23 protein-coding genes and 1 pseudogene are annotated in these 26,392 nt (G+C 59.2%); 12 read left to right on the top strand and 12 right to left on the bottom strand.

Going from position 1 to position 26,392, the window contains the following annotated elements:
- The first annotated feature begins 105 nt into the window (after positions 1-105).
- On the top strand, positions 106-2,151 hold the full coding sequence (locus tag LRP59_RS05970; protein ID WP_002513605.1) for a glucose PTS transporter subunit IIA: 2,046 nt from the start codon (positions 106-108) through the stop codon (positions 2,149-2,151).
- A 96-nt stretch (positions 2,152-2,247) separates the two neighbouring features.
- On the opposite strand, the gene LRP59_RS05975 is transcribed toward LRP59_RS05970, so the two are convergent.
- The 3 genes from LRP59_RS05975 to LRP59_RS05985 all read right to left on the bottom strand — a co-directional run bounded on the left by LRP59_RS05975 (position 2,248) and on the right by LRP59_RS05985 (position 6,634).
- Positions 2,248-4,755, bottom strand: coding sequence for a glycoside hydrolase family 65 protein (locus tag LRP59_RS05975; protein ID WP_002513606.1), 2,508 nt, complete (start codon positions 4,753-4,755; stop codon positions 2,248-2,250).
- Positions 4,752-5,507: an HAD family phosphatase gene (locus LRP59_RS05980; RefSeq protein WP_002532111.1), complete on the bottom strand. Its 756-nt coding sequence runs from the start codon at positions 5,505-5,507 to the stop codon at positions 4,752-4,754. The genes LRP59_RS05975 and LRP59_RS05980 overlap by 4 nt, the downstream gene beginning before the upstream one ends.
- 185 nt (positions 5,508-5,692) lie before the next feature.
- Complete coding sequence (locus tag LRP59_RS05985) at positions 5,693-6,634, bottom strand: tetratricopeptide repeat protein (RefSeq protein ID WP_002521645.1); 942 nt, start codon at positions 6,632-6,634, stop codon at positions 5,693-5,695.
- A 123-nt stretch (positions 6,635-6,757) separates the two neighbouring features.
- Between LRP59_RS05985 and pgm the strand changes: the two genes are divergently transcribed.
- From pgm to LRP59_RS06000, 3 genes are all read left to right on the top strand, one after another.
- Positions 6,758-8,389 carry a phosphoglucomutase (alpha-D-glucose-1,6-bisphosphate-dependent) gene (gene pgm / locus LRP59_RS05990; RefSeq protein ID WP_002513610.1) on the top strand — a complete coding sequence of 544 codons (1,632 nt, stop codon included), beginning with the start codon at positions 6,758-6,760 and terminating at the stop codon, positions 8,387-8,389.
- 634 nt (positions 8,390-9,023) lie between these two features.
- The gene (locus LRP59_RS05995; RefSeq protein WP_002513611.1) at positions 9,024-9,482 is read left to right on the top strand and encodes a VOC family protein; all 459 of its coding nucleotides are present in this window, start codon (positions 9,024-9,026) and stop codon (positions 9,480-9,482) included.
- Positions 9,483-9,615: 133 nt separating this feature from the next.
- A complete protein-coding gene (locus tag LRP59_RS06000; protein WP_002513612.1) occupies positions 9,616-10,953 on the top strand; it encodes a DivIVA domain-containing protein in 1,338 nt (445 codons plus the stop codon).
- 62 nt (positions 10,954-11,015) lie between these two features.
- Here the strand turns inward: LRP59_RS06000 and nucS are convergent, their stop codons facing one another.
- Positions 11,016-11,759: an endonuclease NucS gene (gene nucS, locus LRP59_RS06005; protein WP_002518973.1), complete on the bottom strand. Its 744-nt coding sequence runs from the start codon at positions 11,757-11,759 to the stop codon at positions 11,016-11,018.
- Between the two features lie 401 nt (positions 11,760-12,160).
- Here nucS and LRP59_RS06010 point away from each other — a divergent pair, with 401 nt between their 5' ends.
- Positions 12,161-12,979 carry an alpha/beta fold hydrolase gene (locus tag LRP59_RS06010; RefSeq protein WP_148378355.1) on the top strand — a complete coding sequence of 273 codons (819 nt, stop codon included), beginning with the start codon at positions 12,161-12,163 and terminating at the stop codon, positions 12,977-12,979.
- A 3-nt stretch (positions 12,980-12,982) separates the two neighbouring features.
- Here LRP59_RS06010 and LRP59_RS06015 read toward each other — a convergent pair whose 3' ends face one another.
- On the bottom strand, positions 12,983-13,486 hold the full coding sequence (locus LRP59_RS06015) for a peptidylprolyl isomerase (RefSeq protein WP_002521649.1): 504 nt from the start codon (positions 13,484-13,486) through the stop codon (positions 12,983-12,985).
- Positions 13,487-13,556: 70 nt separating this feature from the next.
- Between LRP59_RS06015 and LRP59_RS06020 the strand changes: the two genes are divergently transcribed.
- From LRP59_RS06020 to LRP59_RS06045, 6 genes and pseudogenes are all read left to right on the top strand, one after another.
- A complete protein-coding gene (locus tag LRP59_RS06020) occupies positions 13,557-13,763 on the top strand; it encodes a hypothetical protein (RefSeq protein WP_002521650.1) in 207 nt (68 codons plus the stop codon).
- Between the two features lie 110 nt (positions 13,764-13,873).
- A complete protein-coding gene (locus tag LRP59_RS06025; RefSeq protein WP_002513618.1) occupies positions 13,874-14,890 on the top strand; it encodes a PAC2 family protein in 1,017 nt (338 codons plus the stop codon).
- Between the two features lie 83 nt (positions 14,891-14,973).
- Positions 14,974-15,649 (top strand): annotated as a pseudogene (locus LRP59_RS06030) (Hsp70 family protein).
- 88 nt (positions 15,650-15,737) lie between these two features.
- On the top strand, positions 15,738-17,492 hold the full coding sequence (locus LRP59_RS06035; RefSeq protein WP_002513620.1) for an FUSC family protein: 1,755 nt from the start codon (positions 15,738-15,740) through the stop codon (positions 17,490-17,492).
- Positions 17,489-18,139: a YigZ family protein gene (locus LRP59_RS06040; protein ID WP_002513621.1), complete on the top strand. Its 651-nt coding sequence runs from the start codon at positions 17,489-17,491 to the stop codon at positions 18,137-18,139. The genes LRP59_RS06035 and LRP59_RS06040 overlap by 4 nt, the downstream gene beginning before the upstream one ends.
- 44 nt (positions 18,140-18,183) lie before the next feature.
- Positions 18,184-19,095 (top strand): diacylglycerol kinase family protein, encoded by a 912-nt coding sequence (locus LRP59_RS06045; RefSeq protein WP_002513622.1) that lies wholly within the window; start codon positions 18,184-18,186, stop codon positions 19,093-19,095.
- A gap of 8 nt (positions 19,096-19,103) precedes the next feature.
- Here LRP59_RS06045 and LRP59_RS06050 read toward each other — a convergent pair whose 3' ends face one another.
- From LRP59_RS06050 to LRP59_RS06060, 3 genes are read right to left on the bottom strand one after another with little or no spacing between them, the layout of a single operon-like run.
- Entirely contained in the window at positions 19,104-19,793 is a 690-nt protein-coding gene (locus tag LRP59_RS06050) for a 5'-methylthioadenosine/adenosylhomocysteine nucleosidase (protein ID WP_032499675.1), read from the bottom strand.
- A 59-nt stretch (positions 19,794-19,852) separates the two neighbouring features.
- Positions 19,853-20,473, bottom strand: coding sequence for an L-threonylcarbamoyladenylate synthase (locus LRP59_RS06055; RefSeq protein ID WP_032499612.1), 621 nt, complete (start codon positions 20,471-20,473; stop codon positions 19,853-19,855).
- 26 nt (positions 20,474-20,499) lie between these two features.
- Positions 20,500-20,820, bottom strand: a complete 321-nt coding sequence (locus tag LRP59_RS06060) for a hypothetical protein (RefSeq protein WP_002513625.1) — start codon at positions 20,818-20,820, stop codon at positions 20,500-20,502.
- A gap of 277 nt (positions 20,821-21,097) precedes the next feature.
- Here LRP59_RS06060 and LRP59_RS06065 point away from each other — a divergent pair, with 277 nt between their 5' ends.
- Positions 21,098-22,297 (top strand): pyrophosphate--fructose-6-phosphate 1-phosphotransferase, encoded by a 1,200-nt coding sequence (locus LRP59_RS06065; protein WP_002513626.1) that lies wholly within the window; start codon positions 21,098-21,100, stop codon positions 22,295-22,297.
- Positions 22,298-22,377: 80 nt separating this feature from the next.
- On the opposite strand, the gene LRP59_RS06070 is transcribed toward LRP59_RS06065, so the two are convergent.
- The 4 genes from LRP59_RS06070 to LRP59_RS06085 form a co-directional block, all read right to left on the bottom strand.
- Positions 22,378-23,529 carry an MFS transporter gene (locus LRP59_RS06070; RefSeq protein WP_002532115.1) on the bottom strand — a complete coding sequence of 384 codons (1,152 nt, stop codon included), beginning with the start codon at positions 23,527-23,529 and terminating at the stop codon, positions 22,378-22,380.
- A gap of 230 nt (positions 23,530-23,759) precedes the next feature.
- On the bottom strand, positions 23,760-25,070 hold the full coding sequence (locus LRP59_RS06075) for a YhjD/YihY/BrkB family envelope integrity protein (RefSeq protein WP_002521661.1): 1,311 nt from the start codon (positions 25,068-25,070) through the stop codon (positions 23,760-23,762).
- 53 nt (positions 25,071-25,123) lie between these two features.
- A complete protein-coding gene (locus LRP59_RS06080; protein WP_002518983.1) occupies positions 25,124-25,711 on the bottom strand; it encodes a MerR family transcriptional regulator in 588 nt (195 codons plus the stop codon).
- A 181-nt stretch (positions 25,712-25,892) separates the two neighbouring features.
- Positions 25,893-26,372, bottom strand: coding sequence for a bifunctional nuclease family protein (locus tag LRP59_RS06085; protein ID WP_002513630.1), 480 nt, complete (start codon positions 26,370-26,372; stop codon positions 25,893-25,895).
- Positions 26,373-26,392 lie beyond the last annotated feature (20 nt).

Raw genomic sequence — 26,392 nt, forward strand, 5'->3', positions numbered from 1 at the left:
GGTGGACCGGGTGGGACCCACCCCGATGTGCTAGCAACATCCTAAGACGATGTAAACTTCTGCCCCGCTGCTCCCGGGCGGCAATATCACAGGAGGACCACATACATGTCATCACCCGCGTCCCAGATCGTGGATGCGGTGGGCGGCCCCGACAACATCGTCGGCCTCACCCACTGCGCCACTCGTCTGAGGTTCCAACTTCGCGATTCCTCGCCTATCGACAAGGCTGAAGTCGAAGCGATCCCCGGCGTCATGGGAGCCGTTCCTCAGTCGGGCAATCGTTACCAAATCGTCATCGGAGGCGCCGTTGCCGGCGTCTACAACGACATCATGGACCTACCCGCCATGAAAGGGCTTTCTTCCGGCAGCGGCAATCAGTCGGACGCGGACGTCAAGGCGGAGCATCGCTCCAAGGGTCCCCGAGGCAAGTTCTCGTGGCTCGACAACCTCTTCGAGTACCTGTCCGACTCTTTCCGGCCGATCATGGGCGCCCTGCTCGGCGCCTCCCTGTTCATCACATTCATGGCCCTCATGGGTTCTCTGGGCGTCATCGGAAACTGGGCCGACTCGCGCGTCACCCTGCCCCCGAGCTGGCAATTCGTCAACTTGGCTTGGCAGTGCGTCTTCTACTTCCTGCCACTGCTGGTCGCCTACAACGCCACCAAGCGTCTGAATGCTGACCCGTGGGTTGGGTTCTCCGTCATGGCTGTCGTCATGCTGCCTGCGTTCACCGAGCTCGGCAAGACTGCCCATCCGCTGACCCTCGGCGGATTCAAAGTCAACGTGGTCGACGTTTTCGGCCTACCGCTGACGATCTTCAACTACGGCTCCCAGGTGTTCCCGCCGCTCATCATGGCTGCAATCCTGGCCCCGCTGTACAAATGGCTCAAGAAGATCATCTCCCCCAATGTCCAGATGATCTTCGTACCCTTCCTCACCATGCTCATCATGATCCCGCTGACGGCCTTCCTCATCGGCCCGATCGGTGTCTACGCCGGTGCTGGACTGGCCAACGGGCTCAAGGCGGTCAACGACGTCAGCCCCTTCATCTTCGCGGTCCTCATCCCCCTGCTGTACCCATTCATGGTTCCGTTGGGCCTGCACTGGCCGCTCAACGCTGTCATGCTGCTCAACATCCAGACTCTGGGTTACGACTACATCCAGGGCCCGATGGGTGCGTGGAACTTCGCCTGTTTCGGTGCTACCGCTGGCGTTCTCTTCCTGTCCGTGCGTGACAAGGACGTGACAATGCGCCAGACCGCTATTGGTGCCCTAGCCGCCGGTCTGCTCGGTGGTATCTCCGAGCCCAGCCTCTACGGCATCCACCTGCGTTACAAAAAGATTTACCCATCCATGTTGGTCGGCTGTCTCGTCGGTGGTGTCATCATCGGTGCGGGCGGCGGTCTGCACACCCCGGCCTTTGTCTTCACTTCCCTGTTAACCATCCCGGCCTTCGACAAGATCGGGCTGTACTCGGTGGCGATCGCGGCTTCGTTCTTCACCGCGATGGCTCTGGTTATCGTGCGCGACTATCGTGATAACGACGAGAAGGCCGCAGCCAAGGCCCGTCGCCGTCAGGCCAGCGCTCACGACGCAGAACCAACCGCCGCCGCCCCAGCTGCCGCCACCGAATCCATAACCGAGACCGCAACAGTCGAGGGGGCCGAGGCCCCGACTGCAGCCGAAGTTGCCTCCGAAGCCGTCACCATCACCTCTCCCCTTGAGGGACGTGCCGTGCCAATCTCTGAAATCCCCGATCCGGTTTTCTCCACTGGTGTCGTCGGTGATGGCATCGCCATCGAGCCCGCCAGCAACACTGTTGTCTGCCCGGCCGACGCCACCGTTGTCACCGCCCCTGATTCCGGCCACGCTTTCGGACTCAAACTGGATTCGGGTGTCGAGCTACTCATCCATGTCGGCATCGATACCGTCGAGCTCGGTGGCAAAGGGTTTGACGTCAAGGTCAAGGCTGGCGATCACGTCAGTGCTGGCCAGCCCCTGGTCGTTTTTGATCCCACCGTCATTGACGAAGCCGGATACTCCAAGATCACCCCGGTGTTAGTGACCAACAGGTTCGACTACTCCAACGTCACCGGCATTCCTGCTGACGACGTCACCACAGGTACCCCGGTAATCACTGTTGTGAAGTGAGTTCGAGGCAAACCGGGTAACCGGACCGCGTACCCCCACGATATGGAGGAGGCCGACACCGCGAATGGTGCCGGCCTCCTCCCGTTGTTATCAGTCTCACGACGTCGAGATCGGAGAAGAAACAATCGTCTCAGCAATGCTGCCGGGAACTTCTGCAGTGATAAGAGAACCGTCAGCTCGACGCAACCCCGAGATCGGATGGGTAACGCGCAGGCTAGGACGCAACGGCCCCTGATCGGACAACGGCACCCTCACCGGCTCAACCCCAATGTGGTAGAGCTCACCGCGCACTGTCACGTCGCGGTCATGGCCCGACAGAATCTGGAACGTAATGGCGTCACGTTCCAGGAAAACGAGCATGTGAGAGTCGCCAATGAGCATGTGGTGTTTGATCGACGTCCATTGGGCTGGAAGTCTCGGATCAAAACGCAAGTTCTCCCGGTCATTGCGCATGCCAACGAAACCGTGCACGAGGCATCCCCACACTCCACCGGTCGAGGCAACGTGAACTCCGTCCGAAGCGTTGTGATGGGTATCAGCCAGGTCGCAGAAGAGCGCGTCGAGAAAATAGCCCATCGCCATCTCCTGATGACCAACTTCTGCCGCCATCACCGACTGGACTACCGCCGACAGACTCGAATCGCCGGTGGTGATGGGGTCGTAATACTCAAAGTCAGCAAGCTTAACAGCCTGAGTGAATTGATCTCCCTGCAGGAACAAAGCCAGCACAACGTCTGCCTGCTTGAGTACCTGGAATCGGTAGATCACCAGCGGGTGATAATGCAACAACAGCGGCCGCTTGTTATCAGGGGTGTTCTTGAGGTCCCAAAGCTCACGTGAAAGGAATTGGTCATCCTGCGGATGGATACCGAAGGTGTCGTCGAACGGGATCACCATCCCCGCCGCACACTCCTCCCAGCCACCAACTTCATCTTCGGTGAGGTCCAACTCTGAACACAGGTGCTCGTACCACAGTGGGTCCTCATCACGCATACGCCTAATTACACCTGCGGCATCGATGAGGTTGGCCCTCGCCATAACGTTGGTGTAAAGGTTATTATTAACGACAGTGGTGTATTCGTCGGGCCCGGTAACGCCGTGGATGTGAAACTCTCGACCACCGTTGATGCGCCAGAACCCAAGATCAGCCCACATTCGTGCGGTCTCGACGAGGACCGGTGCCGCGTCCCGGAAGAGGAAGGTCTTATCCTCGGTCGCCCGGGCGTGGTTCATAATCGCATGGACAATATCAGCATTGATGTGGTACTGAGCAGTACCCGCCGCGTAATAAGCTGACGCCTCCTCACCGGTGATTGTTCGCCACGGGAAAAGGGCGCCTCGTTCAGACAATTCCTTAGCCCGGCGTCGAGCTTGCGGAAGGGTATTCACCCGGAATCTCAGCGCATTCTCAGCGATTCTTGGATGAGTGTAGGTCAACATCGGGATGACATAAACCTCAGTGTCCCAAAAGTAGTGGCCTTCATAGCCTGACCCGGTTACACCCTTTGCCGGAATGCCAAGTTGATCTGCACGGGCTGATGCCTGAGCAATCTGGAAAAGGTTCCACCTGACAGCCTGCTGAATACCGGTCGGGGCACCCTCGACCTCAACATCAGCCGTTGCCCAGTAATCGTCAAGCCATGCACGCTGTTCGTCGTAGTAGACGTTGTGCCCCTGTTCACGCACTCGGTCTAAGCTGCGGCGCACTCGGTCAAACAGTTCATGTACCGGCACGCCGCGAGAAGTGTGATAAGCGACCGCCTTATCGATGCGAATTGGTCGGCCTTGGGTGGCCTCAACGCGATACACCCGTTTTCCCATCCCGGGCTCGGTATCGATGAGGGACGCGTACTCATTTTCCGTGATGATCTCGTGATCGGCGCCTACAGCCAGGGTCATCCCCGAACGTGCGGTACGGAATCCCAAAATCATGCGCTTGTCAGAGTGCCAATCTTTTTCAGGAATGAGCACCTTGTCGGCAAATTTACGAGCTTGGCGAGGGTCAGCAGTCTTCTCGGCGTCGTCAGGTCGAGCATGGTACTCGTCCATGCCGTCCTGACGGTTAAGGATTTGCGAGCTAATAACGATCGGAGCGTCACCCTCGAGCATCGTCACCTCGATACTAATTAGAGCCATGTGCCGATGAGTGAAGGAGACCATCCGCGAGGTTGCCACCCGCAGCAACTTGCCCGCCGGGGTGCGCCATACCAACTCCCGACGCAGGACACCCTCGCGGAAGTCGATCCACCGTTTATACGACTGGATCTCGTTGATACTGAGCAGGAGTGGTTCGTCATCCACGTAGAGTTTCATAAGCTTGGCGTCCGGAACGTTGACAATCGTCTGACCGGTACGCGCGAAACCGTAGGCATTCTCAGCGTGATGGATGTCCCAAATTTCATGGAATCCGTTGATGTAGGTTCCGTGACTGAAAGAGTCGCGGCCTTCCGACGGATTACCACGCATACCGAGATAACCATTACCAATTGAAAACAGCGTCTCGGTAGTTCCTAGATCATCTGTGCTGGGGGCAGTCTCAACAATCGCCCACGGATCGTCGGGAAAGCGCCATCGATCCATCGGGTCAGTGCCCGTCCGCGTCATGCCATCTCCTCAACCATCTCATCCAAGTCATCCACCACCCGGTCGGCACCGGCCTCACGCAGCCGGTCGGCCCCGACACCACGGTTGACACCAAGCACCATTCCAAATCCTCCGGCAGCTCCCGCGCGTACTCCCGACACCGCGTCCTCGACGACGACGCACTCTTCAGCAGGCACACCGAGTAGCTCCGCTCCTCTCAGGTACGTATCGGGGGCTGGCTTGCCGGGTAATCTTTCAGCCTTCGACCGGTTACCGTCCACCAGCACTGAGAAATCCTCGGCCATCCCCGCCGCCTTGAGCACTGCTGCGGCATTGCGTGACGATGAGACCACCGCCATCGCCATACCACTCTCGTGCAGCCTATCCACCCAACGCCGCGACCCTGGGTAAGGCTGGATGCCGTCCCGGGCCAGCAGTGTATTGAACAGGTCGTTCTTGCGGTTGCCTAGCCCACAAATCGTCTGGGCAGCGGGGCCGTCAGACGGGTCACCCTCAGGAAGAGTGATGCCGCGGCTGGCAAGAAAATCGCGTACCCCATCATATCGGGGTTTGCCATCGACGTAGGCGAAATAATCCTCGCCGGTATAGGGGTTCTGGCCTTGGTGCCGCGATAACTCCTCGTTGAACATCTCCTGCCAAGCACGCATATGAATGAGCGCGGTGGGAGTCAGGACGCCATCGAGGTCGAACAGCACGGCATGGAACTTCTCATCGAGGGGGGTCGAGTCCATAATCGTCATGCTATTCATCATGTTGGGGAAGGGGCATCTCGATTCAATCTCCAGGAGGTTGCTTGCGATCTCGCCTGCATCGAACGGCGGACACGATTCAGCTCCCTTGTGGGCTGGAACCCGTGGATTTCCGAAGCGAGTCACATGAATTGATCAGATGACGTCCCTGTCCTCCAGCTGCACGCGCACACCAAGCCAAGCGAACCTCAGAACAGCACGGCTGCCAAAGAACGGCGAGCTGCGGCAACCTCGGGGGTAGATTGTCCGACCATCTCAAAAAGGTCAAGCAGCCGGGTACGAGCAGTCTCGCGCTCCTCGTCATGGGTGGCGCGCACCACCTGGATGATCCGGTTGAAGGCGTCAGCGGGCCGTCCCCCCATAAGCTCGACATCCGCGGCAGCCAATTGGGCGTCAACATCATCAGGATGCTGTTGAGCAGCAGTCAACAAGGCAGCGGGGTCTTTACCATCCAACCGTCCAAGCAGTGCTGCTCCGTTACGGCCAGCGATGAGGACCGGATCGTTAGGCTCCGAGGCCAGTAATGCATCGTAGGCCGCGACGGCCTCGTCGAACTTTCCGGCATCCATGAGCTTCTCAGCTTCCACGGTACGAGGATCCGGACCGACCGGTTCCTCACTGCTCACCTCGACCATCACCGGTTCCGCGCGCCCCACCATGCCCGCTGACGTCGCTGCCTGGGTGACCTGCTCAGTGATCTGACGAAACTGCTGCTCATCGATGGTGCCCTGAGCCAGCGGGGCGAGTTGACCACCGATGACCGCAACGAGCATGGGAACGGCTTTAACCCCCAGACTCTGAGCCAGTCGGGGCTGGGCGTCGATATCGACGCGGACCAACAGCCACTTGCCCGCGGCCTCATCGGTAACCCGGCGCAGGAGCGACTCCATCTCCTTGGCACCGTGGGCTTGAGGCGTGGTGAACTCCACCAGCACCGGATGTTGCACCGACTTTTGGAGTAGCGAGTTGAAGTTTTCTTCGGTGCCATCGACCACCCAGGTCCTGGCAGTTGCCGAACCGACGTGGGCAGCTGGTCTAGCAGGAGAGTCAGCGGAACTGGCTGCGGCCGCCAGCCCCGACAGATCGACGGCATCGTGACGATGAATCGAGTCAGAAGACATGTCATCCATTCAACCAGATGCACCGAACGAGTCTCGCCGAGATGGCTGACGATCATGACCGGGAACCACGTTAACGAGGTTGTTCCCGGCAGTAATCTGTTGTGGCGCACCAGTCGGTGAGAGAATGGCCGCATGGCTCATGAACGTGCTGGGAAACCTGCCCAGGAATCCGACCTCATCGATGTCGATGCCGTGTTATCGGCCTACCACGACATCTCCCCCGATCCTTCGAACCCTGATCAGATGGTCGTCTTCGGCACGTCGGGTCACCGCGGCTCCTCTCTCGACGGCGCTTTCAATGACGCTCACATCGCCGCTACCACCCAGGCAATCGTGGAATACCGCACTTGTCAGGGAATCGACGGCCCGCTCTTCATTGGCAAGGACACCCATGCTTTATCCATGCCAGCATGGACGACCGCCATTGAGGTACTGTGCGCCAACGACATCGAGGTCATCGCCGAGCATGACGATGAGTGGACTCCAACCCCTGCCGTCTCGCGGGCCATCATTGTTCACAACCGTTTAAGCGAAGGACGCCAGGCTGACGGCATTGTCGTCACCCCCTCACACAACCCGCCACGCGATGGCGGATTCAAATACAACCCACCGCACGGTGGCCCGGCCGATACGGACGCCACCGGTTGGATTGCTGACCGCGCCAACGAGTTGCTCGCCGATCCATCTGGTATCCGTCGTAAACCTTATGAACAGGTGCGCGACGAGGTCTCCCGTTACGACTACCGCAGCGCATATTGCGACGATCTGCGCAATGCCATAGACCTCGATGCTATTGACGAGGCCGGCGTCCACATCGGCGCCGATCCGCTCGGTGGGGCCTCGGTTCAGTACTGGGAGTACATCGCAGACCACCTCGGTATTGACCTGACGGTCGTTAACCCCACGGTTGATCCAACTTGGCGATTCATGACCCTTGATTCTGACGGCAAAATCCGGATGGACTGCTCCTCCCCCTCAGCGATGGCCTCTCTCATCGCGAACAAGGATGCTTACGACATCGCGACTGGAAACGACGCCGACTCTGACCGTCACGGCATCGTCACGCCAGACGCCGGCCTTATGAATCCGAACGCCTACCTGGCTGTGGCGATTGGTTACCTCTTTGCTCATCGTCCAGGGTGGCGCCCTGACGCCGGTATCGGCAAGACTCTCGTGAGCTCCTCCCTCATCGATAAGGTTGCGGCTGACCTGGGACGTCGTCTCGTTGAAGTACCAGTGGGCTTCAAGTGGTTCGTTCCTGGCCTCATGCGCGGGGATATCGGTTTTGGTGGCGAGGAATCAGCCGGAGCGTCGTTCCTTGATCTCGACGGCCAGACGTGGACCACGGATAAGGACGGCATCCTGCTGGCCCTGCTCGCTAGTGAGATTAAAGCTGTTACTGGCCGCTCCCCCTCCGAGCATTACGCCGATCTGGAGGACCGCTTCGGCAAGTCTTATTACGCCCGTATCGACGCCGACGCCAACCGCGAGCAGAAGGCCCGCCTCAAGGCTCTCTCCCCTGACGACGTCTCCGCTAACACTATCGCTGGCGAGAAAATCGAGAAGATCCTCACCAAAGCCCCGGGCAATGGCGCAGCGATTGGTGGTATCAAGGTCATGACCGAAAATGCCTGGTTCGCAGCTCGCCCTTCGGGCACCGAAGACAAGTACAAGATCTACGCTGAGTCCCTGTGTGATGCTGACCATTTGGCCGCCGTCCAGGAGGAGGCCCGCCACATCGTCGATCAAGCTCTCAGGGGCTGAAAGACCCAGCGCAATATCGCCCCGACCACTTCGAGCGGTCGGGGCGATATTGCGTTGCCTATGGTCGTTGTAGATTGGCCACATTGGTCCGCAGGCCAGCCATCTGAATCACCCACTGGATCGTCAGATCGCACTCCTCTGAGTTGTCGACATAGCCAATCTCAGGTAGACCCTCATCCCTCCAGACTCGAAGACGACGTGGCCGTAGCCGAACACCGCCCCAGGAAGGGTTGTAGAACAGAAATATCAAAGATGCACGTCTGAGCATCGCGCCAGCTGCTAATCGGAAATCCCATGCACTCGCGCATAGTGGTAGTGACCAAACGGTCCATGTGATCGAGATGAAAGCGAGGCGCTCCCCAGGCGGCTGCTATCACTGCCATGAGAAAGGGGACACCTCACCACAAGACTCCTTGCTCGACACGCAGCCGGGACACAAGGGCGCTCTATCACCACTTTTGATGCAAGAGTGGCCTGCTAACCGCGTCGGCATTATCTATCCGGCAGCGAGCTGTGCGAACCACTGAGCACAGAGCCCACAGCGTTCCATCGCCTGCAGCACACCTGTACATAAGGCTCCCAGAATACCTACCCCGCCTGGTTGGGCCCTGGTGGACAGTGCAACGATTGGGCCATGGAGAACTTCAACAACGATCCTTTTGCGTGTATTGATCACGTCGGTTTTGCCGTCAAGGACATGGACGAGGCCATCAAGTACCACTGCGACGTGCTGGGCTTCCGGGTGCTCTTCCGTGAGAAGAACGAGGGACATGGCGTCGAGGAGGCCATGCTCGGTACCGGCAAACGCGGCGAGGAGTCGACCGTCGTTCAGTTGCTCGCCCCACTCAGCGAGGACAGCACCATTGGAAAGTACATTTCCAAGAATAAGAATATGATCCAGCAGGTGTGCTACCGCACCTACAACCTGGACAAGACGATCGCCACCCTCAAGGAGCGTGGCGCCGTCTTCACCGGCGAGCCCTCCATCGGAACCGCTGGCTCCCGTGTCATCTTCCTTCACCCCAAGTACACCGGCGGTCTCCTCATCGAGATCACCGAGCCCCCGGCCGGCGGCATGCCCTACAAGGACTGACGTCACGCCACTGAGGTTGACCCCGGGACCGGTTTGTCTTGGCCCCGGGGTCTGTTTCGTTCCGGTGAGTTGCACAGTTGTCATTCGGTCTTGATTGGTACCGTTGGATTCACCTACTGGAAGGGGACCATCGGTGAGCACAAAAGACGTTTCTGACGGCCAGTTCGACGAAGAGACCGGACTCAACCTCTTCGACGACACCGCCAGCGCGGCCGGTAGTTTCACCCATTCGATGTGGGGTTACGACCGCACCAGCGTCGATAACTACGTCCGAGAGATTGAGCAACAGGTATCGACCCTGAAGCAACTCACCCGGCACCTGCGTGGGCAGGTATCTCAGGCCCAGGCCGAGGCTACTCAGAGTGATTTCAAACGTCTGGGGGTGCACGCGACCGAAATCCTCACCGCCGCAGAAGCTCAGGCTAAAGACATCGTCGCCATGGCCGGTAGCGAAGCCGAGCGCATCAAAGAGGAGGGACGCCGGGTTGCTGCCGATATGCGAGCCGCGGCCCAGACTGAGTCCGACGATATCCGGGTCGCAGGGCTAGCCAACCAGCGCGAGCTGCGCGATCAGGCGGCCAAGGATTCACGAACCGCAATCGAGCAGGCCCGCCTACAGGCCCGCACTATCGTTGAGCAGGCCGGCACTCATGCCGAGGCGATTGTTACCGAGGCTCGCACGAAGGCCGCCACCATCGATCAGAATGCTCGCGCCCAGGTTGCCCAGATCCTCGACCAGGCTCGTTCGGAGGCCGCAACTATCACGACCAAGGCGCGGCAAGAAGCCGAGAACATTACTAGCGAGGCCCGCACCAGCCACGATGAGGCCACAGCCAAAATCAAGCAGCTGCTCGAACAGGCGACCGCCCATCAGCAGGCCAGCAGCGACAATGTCACCAAGCGCACCCAGGAGGCCGACGCTATTCGTCAGAGCGCTCTGGAAGAGGCCGAGACCACACGCAACCAGGCTGCTCGTGACGCCGAGAATCGCATCGCGACTGCCCACCGTCAGGCCGCCATGATGAAGGAACGTCTCGAAGAGCAGTACGCCTGGCGTAAGGAACAGCTTGAGCGCGAAACTGCCGCTCTGCTCCAACGTAAGAAGGCTGTCATCGCGCAGCTCAATAATCTCAAGGCCCTAGCCGGAGAAGCCGAAAGCGATTACCCCGACACTGATCCCTTCGCTGAAGAAGCAGAGGGGAAGACCGCCGATGACGCCACCATCGTCATTAGTCCGAAGGCTTCACAGGCCCAGCAGAATCCAGCCGCCAGCCAGAATACTCAGGCAGATCAGTCGATGGCCGACGATAAGGAGACTGCTCCTCTCAACGACCCGGCCAGTCAGCGCACGCAGGTTATTCCGGCAGTAAAGGATAGTGAGTCCGCCCAACCCAGCGGTGCAACTGCTGCCGACGAGGCTGACAATGAGAGAACACAGGTCCTTCCTCAGGGTATTAAGCCTGGGAAGTGACGTTGATAACACCGCGGCGGGGCCCTGGTCAGGAGGTCATAAGCCTCGCAGCCGTGTGCACGTCAGAAGAGACGGTCCTCCGGGTGGTCCATGCCACGCAGAGCGTCGTAATCGATAGTGACGCACTCGATCCCGCGATCGACGGCTAGGGTACGCGCCTGCGGCTTGATTTTTTGGGCAGCGAAAACCCCGCGCACGCGATCGCCTAACAAGTGATCTCTATTGAGCAGTTCAAGATACCGGGTGAGTTGCTCCACCCCATCCATCTCACCGCGCCTCTTGACTTCGACAGCGACATAGACCCCGTCGGCATCGCGACAAAGCAGGTCAACCGGACCGATAGGCGTCATGTACTCACGACGGACCAACGACCAGCCATCGCCGAAAGTATTAGGATTCTCAGCCAGTAATTCCTGGAGATGAGCCTCTACCCCATCTTTCTGCAGGCCCGGATCAATACCCAATTCCTCGGTGACATCAAGCACCTTCGGTCCCAGCAGGATTTGGAGATGGTCGCCGGTCGGGGCGTCAACTTCCCAAACCTCTTCGGCGTCGACAGCGGCGGTGGCCGCCGGTTCATCGGGCAGGCAAGGACGAATCGTCAATGTGCACGGGGAACTCATCCAATTCAGAGGCTTATATGCCCGGTCGTCTGCGTGAACGCTTACCGAATTATCTGATTTGACGACGATGAGCCGCTTAGCCCACGGCAAATGGGCAGTAAGACGGCCGGTGTAGTCGACCTGGCACTGGGCAATGACGAGACGCACGGTGTGGAACTCTACCTCGTCGCCCCTCGAACTCATTGGCACAAGTCTTGACAGCCCGCTCCAGCAAACCGAACTAAACGTAGCCCCTCGAACTCATTGGCACAAGGCCCGTCTCTCGGCATTGTCCTCTCGGTCACCACGTGGGGCACAATGGGGTCCATGGGTCGTCATCATGGTTCGCGCAAATGGCAGCGCCCGCCCCGACCCCTCAATACGGCTAGTCACCCGCGCCCTGAGCACAAGAAAGATGGTCAGCACATCGTGCGCACGGTGCCTGCCGGCCGAGCGCTCAAGGTTTATACCTGTCCGGGGTGTCTGCATCCAATCCAGCCAGGAACCCCACATGTCGTTGCCTGGCCACATGAACCATCGATGTTCTCCAGGTCCCCAGTCGAGGAACGTCGTCACTGGCACACCGGGTGTTGGAGGTCTCACCCATGAATAAGCTTCATCTGACCACTCTCGGGAACGGCCAGCAGGACGTGTACTGGTGTCACGGGGTATTTGGGCAAGGAAAAAACTTCACCCGCGTGGCGAAGGATCTCCTTGCTACCGACCCCGACGCCTACCGCTGTATCCTCGTCGATCTGCCGAACCACGGCCGATCTCCCTGGACCCAAACTTTTTCTTATCGCGACATGGCCGACTCCTTGGCAGCCACCGTCAAAACCACCAGTGGGAACCGTCCAGCCCACCTGCTAGGTCACTCGATGGGTAGCAAAGTTGTCATGCGGACGGTCCTCGACAATCCTGACCTAACCCGTAGCCTCACCGTCGTCGACATGGCCCCGGTGGATTCGCGTCTCACACGCCTGGCACCTCTCGTCGACGCCATGAAGTCAGTGAATCTGACAGCCTTGACCACCCGCCGACAAGCCGAAGAGCACATGTCCGACGGGGTGCCTGACCCGAACATCCGGCAGTTCCTCTTGCAAAACTTGCGCCATGAAACCGGCGATCATGAACGCTGGTATTGGCAAATGAATCTCGATCTATTGGGCAATGGACTGTCCGATATCGGTTCCTGGCCGCCGGTTACCTCGATCTGGGAAGGGCCAGTGCTCTGGATCACCGCCGAGCAATCGGACTATGTTGGCCCCGACCATTCCCAAGCCATGCACGAACTTTTCCCCCAAGTGCGCCGAATTCGTGTTAAGAATTCCGGCCATTGGGTGCATTCAGACCAGCCGGGAGTCTTCGTGCAAGTGCTAGCGGCCTTCCTATCACGGTGCAAGGGGCCTCTCACCTCTCGCTAAGGTTCAGCCCATCACAACCGAGCCAATCTTGGTGTCGACCTTTGGATTAAGGCCATCGTCAGCGAGCCCCTTATGAGCGATGTCAGAGATGCTCTCAGCACCGTCCTTATCGATACTTCCAATGACGAGGAAGGAATCCGACAGCTTGGAGTCACCATAGACCAGGGCGAATTGCGAGCCCAGCCGATGCTGGGAATCGGCGACCAAGGCAAGAGTGCCGGAGCCAACTGATCCTCCGGCCTTGGCTCCCCTCTCAACGGGATAGGAGTACCCTGGACCACCATTCCCGGTTCCGGAAGGGTCACCGCACTGGAGGTACTTGGCATCTCCCGTAGATAATTTGTGACATGAGGTGTCGTTGTAATAGCCCTGCTCGGCCAACGAGATAAACGCGTTGGCGGCACAGGGGGCCATCGCCCGATCAACAGTAAGCACCACGGGAGCGTCATTAATCGTAAGAGTGACGGTGGTGGAACCAGTCTTTTCGATATTGTCAGAAGGCGGCATATCAACTGGGCGAGCAGCCTTGCCCGCGACGGCATAACCGCACGGACCGCTGGCCGCTGCGGGCGCCGGAGTGGTCGTCGCTGATGCCGTACCGGCAGCGTGCGTAGCCGTCCTAGAATTGACAGACCCACTCGTCGCAGACGGTGAGCCCGTCCACCACGCATCAGGGGAGTCGCTGACCCCGGGCACTGTTCCGTTGGTCTGTGAGCACCCGGCAAGCAAGGACAGCCCTGCCACGGCGACTGCGGTTGTTGCTCGGCGCGTCATCCTCATGTAATCCGTCCTTCAGTCGATTGGCGACGCGGTCAGGCTACCTATCAGCACAACGGAATAGAGTGAAGACTCACGGGGTTATACCAACCTGCCCCGATGGAAAGGAGGACGCCCATGGATCGGCAGAGCAATCGCTTCAGCTGGCATCCCGGAATCGTGGGTCCTGACCAGGAGGTGTCCACTCTCATCACTCTGGTGCAGTCTTTTAGTGACACCGGTCTGGTACAGGCACGGGTGCGCGACGCCATCTTTTCCCAGCTTCCCCACCACGAGCTCGGGGAATTCGACATCGATCTGTTGCTGGACCATCGCGATTCCCGTCAGCCCATCATCTTCGACACCGACCACTTCGAGGGGTACGAGCGCCCCCGCCTCGTGCTGCACGAAGTCACCGATCAACTTGGCCAAGCGTTCCTTGTATTGGAAGGCCCAGAGCCGGCTCTCGGCTGGGAATCGTTGGTGGCGTCTCTCACGAGTCTTGTCGACTCTATGGGGATCCGTCTGACCGTCATTACCGATTCGATCCCGATACCGACCCCTCACACCCGTCCTGCCATAGTCACACGCTGGGCATCACGACCTGAACTCATTTTGGGCTCGACGTCTCCCTTCGGCCGTCTTCAGGTACCGGCCTCATTCCCCGTCGTACTCGGTCAGCGGTTGGGGGAAACGAACCACGCTGTCATCGGGCTTGCCTCCCATGTACCCCATTACTTAGCCGATCTGGATTATCCTGAATCGGCCCGCGCCCTCGTGGAGGCACTACGAGGAGCAACCGGCCTGGCACTGCCTATCAACTCCTTGGCTGTAGCTGCCAACACAGTCCGTGCCGAGATCGATACCCAGGTCAATAATTCTGAAGAGCTCAAAGCTATGCTCCATGCTCTAGAGGAGCAGTACGACTCCCGGGTTGCCCAGCGAGAGCTCGGCACAACGCAAGTTGCCGTCCCAGATGCCGAGGACATCGGTGCTGAAGTCGAAGACTTCCTGCGCTCAATCGACGAGGATGATGGATCCAGCAACGACGATCCCGGCACTCAAGGCTCTGGTCCCCGACGCAGTAGCGATGATACTTCCGACGACGACAAGCCTGATTATCACCCCCGCCGCGGGGGCGACCTGGACAACTGACGGCGGTGTCGGTACCCGAGCCTAGACTGCCCACCACGGATCTGGGAATCGACCTAGGAACCACCTACACTGCGGTGGCTGCTATGGAATTTACTCTGCGTCAGGAACGCAATCTTTTCGTCGATCTGGATTCAACGATCCTACATATTCCGATGGCCGAGGTGGCACGAGCGTGCAAGCCTCTTATAGATCGCACTATTGAGACGATGGAGCCACTATCCTCTCTGCTCAACGATACTGATTCTGACGTCGCAGGCATCCACCTTGTGGCCGGGGCGACATCTTTGCCCATCGTCCCGCGCCGTCTGCGTGAGTTATGTGGCCGAAAGGTACACCGCTCCCCTCATCCGATGCCTGCAACCGCCATCGGCCTGGCTGTCGCAGCCGACGCTGACACCCTCGGCATCGGCGATCGTCTATCGCGTGGCTTCGGTGTTTTCCGTGAGACAGAATCCGGAGGTGGGATTGAGTTCGACGTCCTTACCGACCAAACTACTCGGCTAGCGGGGACGACCATCATCACGAGAAAGTACCGCTACCGCCACAACATTGGCGTATTCCGCTTTGTGGAGTTCTCGCGAACCGACGCCATCGGCGAGCCGGTAGGCGACCTCTTTCCCCTCGCTACCGTCGTTTTCCCCCTTGACGAAACCCTGCAATACTCCAGCGCTGAATTCGATGCTGACCAGGTCGAAGGGCAGGAAATCAATAACGGCCATGTCATTGAGGAGACTTACACTATTCTTGAAACTGGCATGATCACCGCGACAATTACCGACGTGGACACTGGCTGGTCTATTACTGCCACTATGGGCCGGCCTACGACGAGCACCGGTACGGGTCGCGCATGAGCAAACCCAACCAGCCGTCGAAACCTCGGCAGCTGATACGCAAACTCATCACCATTCATCCTGCCCCTGGGCGCAGCCGCCAGGCGGTCATCTTCGTCATCCCGATAGCTGTGTCCCTCGTGACTATGGGCCTGATCGTCAGCCCGACGCATGCGGCTATGGGCATGATAGGAGCAATGGGCGCCCTAGCCGGCAACAGCAATGCTCCCTTGTCACGAGCCCGAATCCTTCTTGGAGTTGGTACTGCGACGATCTTTTCTCAATGCCTGGGCCTGATGTCGGTGCAGATCGAATGGCTTCTGCCCATCATCCTCGCTAGCTGGAGCCTGATCGTCATCTGGGTATGGCACGCCCTGCAGCTGGGCCCGCCGGGCCCACTCAATATTCTCTTCGCAGCCGCATTCGGCGCCTATATGGCCAGTCGCGGCTGGACGGTCAGCACGGTATTCACTTCCACCGTGCCGTCCTTCCTCATCGCCGCTGCCGTATCGATGATCATCATCCTCGCCTCTCCGCACCGCCCGGTCCGTGCCGCAGTTAACAAGGCTGAAAACGCAGTCAACGCCTACTGCGAACCTGATGACGATGCCGACAGCCACGAAGTTGCACGACTACGTTCAGCGGCCCACGCGGCCATTCACCTAGCGTGGTGGGCCTACAATGACGGTCACTCCTCCGGCGTTGACAACCCGTCCGAGATGTCCGAGTTGTCGGATTTGCGAGCCCGACTCATCACCGCCCACATGCGACTCGAGCACGAGCTGCGACTGGAGGCCTTCCCCTCGGCCGATGTTTCCCTGCCGGACCATGTCGACTGGACTCCGCTTGGTCGCCCCAAAGCCAGCTACCTGCTGCGAACTGCGCTAGAACGGGGATCGCGACCGACGATGGTGGCACTGCGCGCAGCAACAGGTGTCTTCTTCGCCTCTCTGCTTATGATCCTGTTACCGTTCGGCCATCCATACTGGGCGGTACTGAGCGTCCTCATCATGATTCACATGGACGCAACTCGCTCGGACATGACGATCCGCGCCATTCACCGGGTGCTCGGTACCGTCGTCGGCCTCGGCCTGTACCTCGCGATCGCCGCATTCGGCCTCTCAGGCTGGGTTGAGATCGGTCTCATCATCGTTTTCCTGTGGACCATGCAAGCCCTGGTGACGCGCAATTACGGTCTCGCCTGCATCTTTATCACCTGCTTCGCACTATTCATGACGCCACTAACAAAGCCCGGTCAGATGTACCAGCTCGCCCAGGACCGCATCGTCGAAACTATTGTGGGCTTGACAGTCGGCATCGTCACCATCCACATCGTCGGTCGACGCGCCCCAGTACTGCTGGTACGAAGTCAATATCGCCGAACCCTTCGTTCCATGATGCCAGTACTGAGATCCCTGTCTCAGGGACGCACCAAAGCCCCGCAAGCTCAGATCGAGCGCAATCAGATGGTCCACGAACTCATCCAAGGTTCGGCCTTGCTGTCGGCCACCCGTCCTGATGCTCCGCAGGCTTTACAAGATTGGTCCAAAGTAGACCGCACTGTCACCGAAACCGGCTACGACCTGCTTTCGGTCTGTTGGCACACTGGTAACGGACAGGTACCTTGGGCTCGGCGGCTGCTGGCCGATATCGCCATCTTCATTACAGGTCTTCCGCCGATTTCGAGCCAGAACCTTGACGCCCACAGCGTCGCCGAAGAGATGGAGAAGATTCGGATGGATATGGTGACCTCTCTACCGGGGGTCAAGTGATCGAGTACAGCGTTCTGGCAGGCCCAGTTGAGATAGAACTTGAGATCAAGCGATCAATCTTCCTCACCCGGCTGGTGCGCGTGACCTGTGAGGACGAGGCTCGGAAGGTTATCGCCCAGGCTCGGCACGACGGCCACAACGCCCACCACCATGTCTCCGCCTTCGTACTGGGAGCAGATCGTGGGGTTCAACGGTGCAATGACGACGGCGAACCTGCCGGCACAGCGGGAATGCCCACCTTGGCGGCCCTCACAGCGGCGGATCCGAGAGGAAATCCGTATCTGTCCGATGTCGTCGCTGTCACTAGTCGGTGGTTCGGCGGCATCAAGTTGGGGACCGGAGGTCTCACCCGGGCCTATGGGAACGCCGTTGGCAACGCTCTAACAGTGGCTGCCTTCCACCGACGGGTCATGATGGACACCTTTACGACTACCATCGGCCTGCGTCGAGCTGGTCACGAGGAGGGCATTATCCGTGCCGCCGGGCATGAAGTCACCAACGTGGAATACACCGCTAAAGGGTCCATCGTGACGTTGGCGTGCCGCGCCGACCGTGCGAGTCAGATGGCTATTGATCTGGCCAAGCTGCTGGGTCGCGAGGTCAGACTTACGCCGGCGGGCCAGTGCTGGGTCGACATCGAAGCGTGAAGAGACACACGAGCAGCTGCGGTAAGATGCCCTAGGCTAGCGGCGTGCAGACATCTCAGCCCCGCAAGGTGGCAGTAGTCCACAACTCTGTCAAGACGCAGAACAACCCTCACTGGCACGACCTCATCGAAAAGAAGTGCCGTGAGTACTGCGGCGTCACCCCTGTTTTCTTCCCCACGACGGTCGACGACCACGGCCAGGGTCTAGCCTGTAAGGCCGTCGATGAGGGGGCCGAGTTGGTCCTCGCTCTTGGGGGTGACGGCACTGTCCGTCAAGTCAGCGCAGGCCTAGCCAACACTGGGGTTCCCATGGGAATACTTGGGATGGGCACTGGGAACCTTTTGGCCCGTAACCTCGAGTTGCCGCATACCGATCTCGCCGCATCCCTCGATGCCGCGCTAACCCGCCCGGTCAGGGCAATTGATCTAGGCTATGTCCGATTCGATGAGTCCGAGGAAATCTGCTTTACCGTCATCATTGGGATGGGAATGGACGCCCAGACAATGGCCGGTACCCGAGACCGCCTCAAGGACAAAGTCGGCTGGCTAGCCTATGTCGCCTCGGGTGCCCTGACCCTGGTGCAGCCGGGCTTCCAAGTCAGAGCAAGCGTCGAAGGACGCCGCCCCGTCATCACTCGGGCGCGAACGGTGTTGGTCTGCAATTGCTCAGTACTTCCCGGCGGCGTCGTTCTCGTCCCCGACGGCCGCATTGACGATGGGGCCCTTGACGTCCTCACGCTGTCTCCCCATGGCATTGTCGGATGGATCGCCGTCCTCAACCATTTTGTCACCCGACATCGGCACGGCCATCGCCTCGTGCGCCACGCGACGTCGCGAACAGCCCTCGTCATGTCCGGTTCCGGCCCGATCCTGGCGGAAGTTGATGGAGACCCCATCGGCACAGTGACGACAATGAGGACCCGTGTGGCCCCAGGGGCCCTGCTCGTACGAGCCTGACAGCCTCGTCAAGCCGTGAGCCCGTGCTGCCAAGCTAAGGCGTGAGCGAGGTCGCGACCACGATGGGCCGCGTTGTTAAGGAATGCTGGAAAATCCGCTACCGCATCACCGTCGGCAGAGTCGGACAGAATCCGCACCACAGCGAAAGGTACACCGAGACGATTGGCTGCCTGTGCTAGAGCCGCACCTTCCATTTCGACGGCGCTAGCCCCAAATGTGGCACGTAGCCAGGCGACCTTCTCGGCCTGAGCGATGAACTGGTCTCCACTGACGATTGGCCCCGCCACCACTTGATGGCCACGAGGCTCCTCCAGCGCGCGCAATACGTCTAGCACTAGGGCGAAAAGGTCAGGATCCGGTTCCCAGTACGGTGGTTCCCCAGGAACAGTACCGATCGGATTACCAAATGCGGTGTCGTCAGCATCATGCTGCTGGAACCTATTGCCGACGACGACGTCACCGATTCCTAATCCGGGCGCGACAGCCCCAGCGACTCCGGTGAAGACGATGCGTGTTGCGCCAGCCTGAACCATTGCTGACGCAGCTAATGCAGCATTCACCTTGCCGATACCGCATTTAGCCAGCACTACTGGGGTACCGTCTAACCGTCCGCGCAGTAATTCGCACGGGCCATCAAGCTCTTCGACGTCGTCGAGGTCAGCTCGGATGAGGCGCACTTCATCCTCCATCGCCCCTATCAGACCAAGCACTCTCTTACAACCCTTCGTCAGCAAACCATGTCCATAGGCTTATGGCTTCACTCGAAAAGTGAGGGGTCCCCGGCACCGCGACGGGTGATGACCGCCTCACCGGAGGTGAAGTCAACCACCGTAGTCGGTTCGACGCCACAGTCCCCTGAGTCGAGGACAGCATCGAGTTGGTCACCGATCTCGTCTTGAACCTGCCAACCGTCGACCATAGGTGTGTCCTGACCGGGCAGGATGAGGGTGGAGGAGACAATGGGCTCATTCAATGCTTCCAGCAGGGCCAGGGCTGTCACATGCTCGGGGACGCGCACCCCAACGGTTTTCTTTCGCGGGTGCAGCATGACCTTCGGAACATCACGAGTGGCATTGAGAATGAAGGTGTATCGCCCTGGCACAGCGGCACTGACGGCACGAAACACCCAGTTATCCATCTGGACATACTGGCCAACCTGCGCAAACTGGCTCATGACCAGGGTGAAGTGATGCTTGTCAGATAACTGGCGAAGTTTGCGAATCCGGTCCACGGCATCCTTATTTCCCAGCCGGGCACCGAAGGCATAACCCGTGTCTGTCGGGTAGGCGATAAGACCGCCATGGTGCAGGATGTCGACGACCTGATTGAGAGAACGCTGCTGCGGGTTCTCCGGGTGGACCGGGAAATACTTAGACACCTCATCATCGTATCGCTGCAACGGCCTCAGCGAGCCAGCAAAGTACACATTTCGCTCGCCCGACCGTGTACTTCGGTTAGTCCAATAAGGGCTAATAGACGAGTAGGCCGGGTGATTTCCGTCGCGACGCTGACGGCGTCTCCATTGACGTCGATGACAAGCTGGCTTAGCCCATCCGCTTTAGCCTTTCGCGCGGATGCCTCCGCCGCCACACGAGCAGCGCTAGACCCATCTTGACCGACGAGCTGTGCCGCGGATCCTTCCTCACACCCGGCTCGAGCCGCCTCGGCGGCAACAGTGTGGGCGACGCGTGTTGCCCGAGATCGCCCTGCACCATCGACCGCCACCCCCGCGGATATCAGAAGGATGGGCAGTAACACGGTGACAAGAACAGACATACTCACGCCGCGATCGCCACGACGTCGCTGTGGGGAGACAGGGAAACGCCATCGCGAGAACGCTGGGGTCGAGTGTCGATCGCGCGAGGGATGCATCGTCATGCCAGCACAACAGCACGACAACCATCGGTCCGGCAAGGGTTGACTTTTACTCCCCTGTGTGCCGGTTCGACTCATACCATAGGCTTGCTAGCGTTACCCCACACGACAAATGAAAGGTTTCCCTATGGCCGTCAAGAAGGTCGCACTCCTCACCGCGGGCGGATTTGCGCCGTGCCTATCCACCGCGATCAGTGGATTGATCCAGCGCTACACCGAGGTAGCACCTGAGGTCGAGATCATCGCTTACAAGCACGGCTACGAGGGCCTGCTCAAGGGAGACTTCCTCGAGGTCACCGACACCGTTCGCAAGAATGCCGAGATCCTCAAGCGTTTTGGTGGATCCCCGATTGGCAACTCGCGGGTCAAGCTGACCAACGCCGCCGACCTCGTAAAGCGTGGTCTGGTCGCCGAAGGCGACGACCCGCTCAAGGTTGCCGCCGATCGACTGGTTGCCGACGGGGTTGACATTTTGCACACCATCGGTGGTGACGACACCAATACCACCGCCGCCGATCTGGCCGCCTATCTGGCTGAGAATAACTACGGCCTCACCGTCGTTGGCCTGCCGAAGACCATCGATAACGACGTCGTGCCGATTCGTCAGTCGCTAGGTGCTTGGACGGCTGCGGAACAAGGTTCCCGCCTTGCTCAGAACATCGTTGGCGAGCACAACTCCGGATCACGCATGCTCATCGTCCACGAAGTCATGGGCCGTAACTGCGGCTGGCTCACCGCCGCCACCGCCGCCAAATACCGCGAATGGCTCGATACTCAACAGTGGCTACCTGAGATCGGGCTGTCCAAAAAGGCCTGGGATGTCCACGCCGTATATGTCCCCGAGGCTCACATCGACCTTGAGGCCGAAGCCGCACGCCTCAACAAGGTCATGGACGAAGTTGGCAACGTCACTATCTTCCTGTCCGAGGGGGCTGGCCTGGACGCCATTATTGAGGAGATGGAAAAAGACGGTCAGGAAGTCCCGCGCGATCCCTTTGGTCACGTCAAGCTCGACAAGGTGAACCCGGGTGCCTGGTTCGGCAAACAGTTCGCCGACAAGCTCGGTGCCGAAAAGGTCATGGTCCAGAAGTCTGGCTACTTCTCCCGTTCGGCGGCCTCGAACGAAGCTGACCTGGAGCTCATCGGTCGCTGCACTGACCTCGCTGTCGATTGCGCCTTGGCCGGTAAGACTGGCGTCATCGGCCAGGACGAGGAGAACGGCGACAAGTTGACGAACATCGCCTTCGATCGGATCAAGGGCGGCAAGCCTTTCGACACCACCCAGCCGTGGTTCACCGCCATGCTCAGCGAGATCGGGCAGGCCTGACAGCTATGGCCCAACAGTGGCCCTTCCTAATGAACGTGGTCCCCGTCAGGACTGGTTGACAACGGAAGGGCCACCTTGCGCTAAGCCCAGGTTGCCATTCGCTGCTGGGAGCGGCCGACCGCGAGCACGGAAAAGAACGCCCAGAACATCAGCAGCGCAAGGTAGATGAATACCAAGCCATATCCCAGCCGTTGAGCCAGGTAAGAACTGAACATCGGTCCGGCAAAAGCACCAAAAATGCCGTAGGCGGTGAAAGCCAGGCCGAAGATCGGACCAAAGTGCTTGATACCGAAAAGGGGCGTCAATAGCACAGGGGAGATCGTGAAGATAGTCCCCAAAGCGACGCCAGCTAGAAAAGCCACGACGATGAGTGCCCAGCCACTGGCGACGAACCCCAACAGCATGTAGCCAAAGGCGAGGGTCACGGATGTAACACCCCCGATCACCGTTGGGCTAATATGGTCGAGCAGCATCGCGTTAACCACCCGTATCAGTCCATTTCCGGAAACGAAAGCTGTGACGGCAGCCACCGCACTTACTTGCACCCCAATATCGTTAAGATGTGAGGAGTAAGTGGCAGCGAAAGTCATCATCGTAATGGCAGCCCCACCGCCAGCGAGCCACATCGCCCACACCTGCCAGAATGCGGGAGTCCGCACAGCTTGAGCAGTTGTCACCGCCGGCCCAGAAATCTCTCTCCGCGCGACTGCCAGCTCTTCCGCATGTTTCTTCTCAAGCCAATATGGGGTGGAAAGAAAAATCACCACCATCTGTGTCAGGGCGACGGCAACCATGAACGTCAAAACCGTAGCTGTGAATCCCCAATTTCTCAGCATGACCGCCACGATAGGGGCCGCCGCAGCAGCGGGAAGCGCAAAACTAGCGTTGACCAATCCGGTGACCAGTCCCAACCGTCGCGGGAACCATTCCTGGACTGCGGTCAATGAGGGAGAATAGGTGAAAGCCGAGGATGCCCCGGACAACAGCGCCCAAACATAAGCGATGGGTAGCGACCGTGGGTTAACCAGCACGACTGCTAGAGACACAAGCATGAGAACCGTCGCCACAACATACATCCAGCGGGTACCCACCTGCTGCCGGACGATCCCGGCGACATAAGTCAGCAACCCCGACGCAAGGACCGCGCACGTCGTCACCCAACCCAATGATGCGTCCGAGGCCTTCGTAACGGCCCCCCACCATGCGGTAAACAGGGGAGGCAACGTGAACATGACGACTCCGGGAAACAACGTACCCAGAAGACTGGCTGCTAAGGCACAATTGGCTCTCCGTGACGAAGACCCTTGCAAAGTCGCAATTCCCTTTCTGGGTCCGGGAGGGCCCGACGACGTGGGGACTTATCACACCGTGGACGAGCGCCACCAAGACCACAGCTGGGCAGCTTAGTTGAAGTCGCCTCGCCGTGAGCGGACCAGACATCACGCATCGCGCAATCAGTGGTTCAACGTTCCTCGCGGCGTCGACCGAGTATGGCGCTGACTGTCAGGCCCCCGATAGCCCCCACAATACTCGCACCAATGATTGGCCAACGGCGAGGCTTGGTGTAAGACGAGGCAACCGTGCCAGAACTCGCGGGTGCGTTGTCAAGGCTTACCGCGCCTTCCGCCTTATGCGGCCGTTGATCTCCCCCATTACTGTTTTCTCGAGCAACGCCATCAACGACCGTGTACCCCGGAGGAACAACCTCCTTACCGTCCTCGTCGTCCTTCGTCGCCTGCTTAGCGGTGCGGTCCGCTAAGGCTGCTTCCCAGTGCCCTTCAGCCGTCATACAATCCCCGCGTCCAAGCAGCGGCTCGTCGCAATCGTTCCATTCCTTATCGATAGCCGGCTGGTTCGCAGTGGCAATCCACGACGCAATAAAGAGGATCAATCGAGCGACGAGATCAAAGACCAGCATGACAATGATGATCGACCCAAAGGCTTGAACAGCTTTGTTAGAATTGAAGGCCCGTACGAGGTATCCGGCACCCACCTGCACCAGCGCGAGGGCGAATCCAGCCGCCAGGGACCCTTTGAGAATTGGCGACCAACTCGTCTTGACTCGGGGCATAACGGTGTATAAGAAAATGAAGAGGAGCCAGCCCGCAATCGTCGTCGCCACTAGGCCCGCCAGCGTTAGCAACAAGCCGTATCCAGGAACCGAATCGAGGCCGGTCCACCGGGCCAGCATGCCGGTCATGGAGGAACCAACCTGGGAGGTGATGATCGTCAATAAGGTCACCAGTAACAAACCGAGGAATGTGAGCATATCGGAGAGTTTGGCTCGCATGAAACCACGGTCATCACCAACCATGTCAAAGTCGGGAGCCCACTCCGCTTGAATTCCCTTGCGAATGTTTCCGACCCACCCAATTCCGGCCCACAACGCAGTCAGGATAGAGACGACGAACGCCCAGACAGATCCACCGACTTTCATGGCGTTCTCAATGATGGCGCGAATCTGTTGCTTATCGCTGGATTCGGTAGCCAGGCCTACGACTGAATCCACGACCTGGTTAAGCAAGTAGGGGCTCAAACGGCTTAACACCAATCCCAACACCGCAAAGGCAAATGCAATGACCGGGATGATCGCCAGCACTGTGAAATAAGTAATGGACGCGGCGAAATGATTACCAAGACGTCGGTTAAACCGGGTGTGGGCTCGCAGCAGATGGGCGATGCTGTGCCGCTTCATGATGGCGGTGATGGTGTCCTTCACGGGAGCCTCCTCGTTGAAATCATTGCATGGAGGAAGCTCTTGATGCACGCTCACCGGTCGTAAGGAGGAAACCGAGCGAGATCATTTTCCCCTCGATGACCACGTAATCAGGAGGCGTGCTTGGCGATTCTGCGTGCAGTGAACTCGTCGAGCTCAGTGTCCACGACCGGATTGAGACGCTCGCTAGGCAGTTCGGCAAGACTTCCCTGGACGTCGCGCCACACCCCTCCTAGCGCAATAGCGAACATCCCCTGCCCGCCATGCAGCAGGTCAATGACTTCGTTGTCATTAGTGCACTCGTACACCGAGACCCCGTCGCTCATGAGAGTGACGCGAGAGAGGTCCTCAGCCCCGTTGCTGCGTAGATGGTCAATGGCCACCCGGATCTGTTGAAGAGATACCCCAGCGTCAAGAAGACGCTTGACAACCTTGAGCATGAGGATGTCACGGAAAGAGTACAGGCGCTGACTTCCCGAGCCACGAGCTGCGCGAATCTCCGGACGGACCAAGCCGGTTCGCGCCCAGTAATCGAGCTGGCGATAGCTAATGCCAGCAGCACCGGATGCGACCGGGCCTCGGAATCCGATGTCCTCAGGCAGCGGGGCAAAGTCTCCCTCGAAAAGAGCGTCCTGACCGCGACGCGCGTGGCCGTCGAGGGGAATCTCAACACTCGGCTGCTCACCGGTCGTTGCCATGTCGTCACCCTTCACCAGTTCTACTCATGGTCTCATTGACGAAGCGTGGCGCCTCGCCGACGTCCTTGACGCTACGGCGCGAGCCTCCAACAACGTCGAAGCCACGCCGTCTGCCTCACATCGTTCGCACTCTCCTACCTCAAACATGCATTTCACTAGGTGTTTTACTGTGGCCTTAAGGTCAACCAGAGGTCGAGGGTCCCGGCCCAAAGTCGTCAGGGCTCACCTCATCAAGGAAGTGCCGGAACTCTTCGAGAGCGTCCTCAGGGCCGGCATCGAGGAGAATCCCGGCCGTGGAGATGACTTCCTCGGTGCACCAGATCGGTACTGGCAGACGTAGGGCAAGGGCCACCAGATCGGAGGGTCGAGCGTCGATACGCATATCGCCTAGCACCAGTTCACCGAACCAAATGCCGTCCTCAACCTTGGTAATGATGCACTGCGGCTCTTCCTCACACAGGACTGCGATGACACGCGCCAGTAGGTCGTGGGTAAGGGGACGCACAGGTTCCGTTTCGTTGATGGCATCCGCAATGGCTGCTTTTTCAGGATCCGCGATCCATAAGGCAAGATGGCGTCGACCATCAGCTTCACGGAGCAACAGCACCGCCGCTCCGGAGACAGGCTCGGTCCGAATCTCGGCAACCTCGAGCAAGACCATGCGATCAGCCTAGCGCGGAC

The sequence above is a fragment of the Cutibacterium sp. 37298 genome (genome assembly GCF_023838685.1).
Lineage (GTDB): Bacteria > Actinomycetota > Actinomycetes > Propionibacteriales > Propionibacteriaceae > Cutibacterium > Cutibacterium acnes.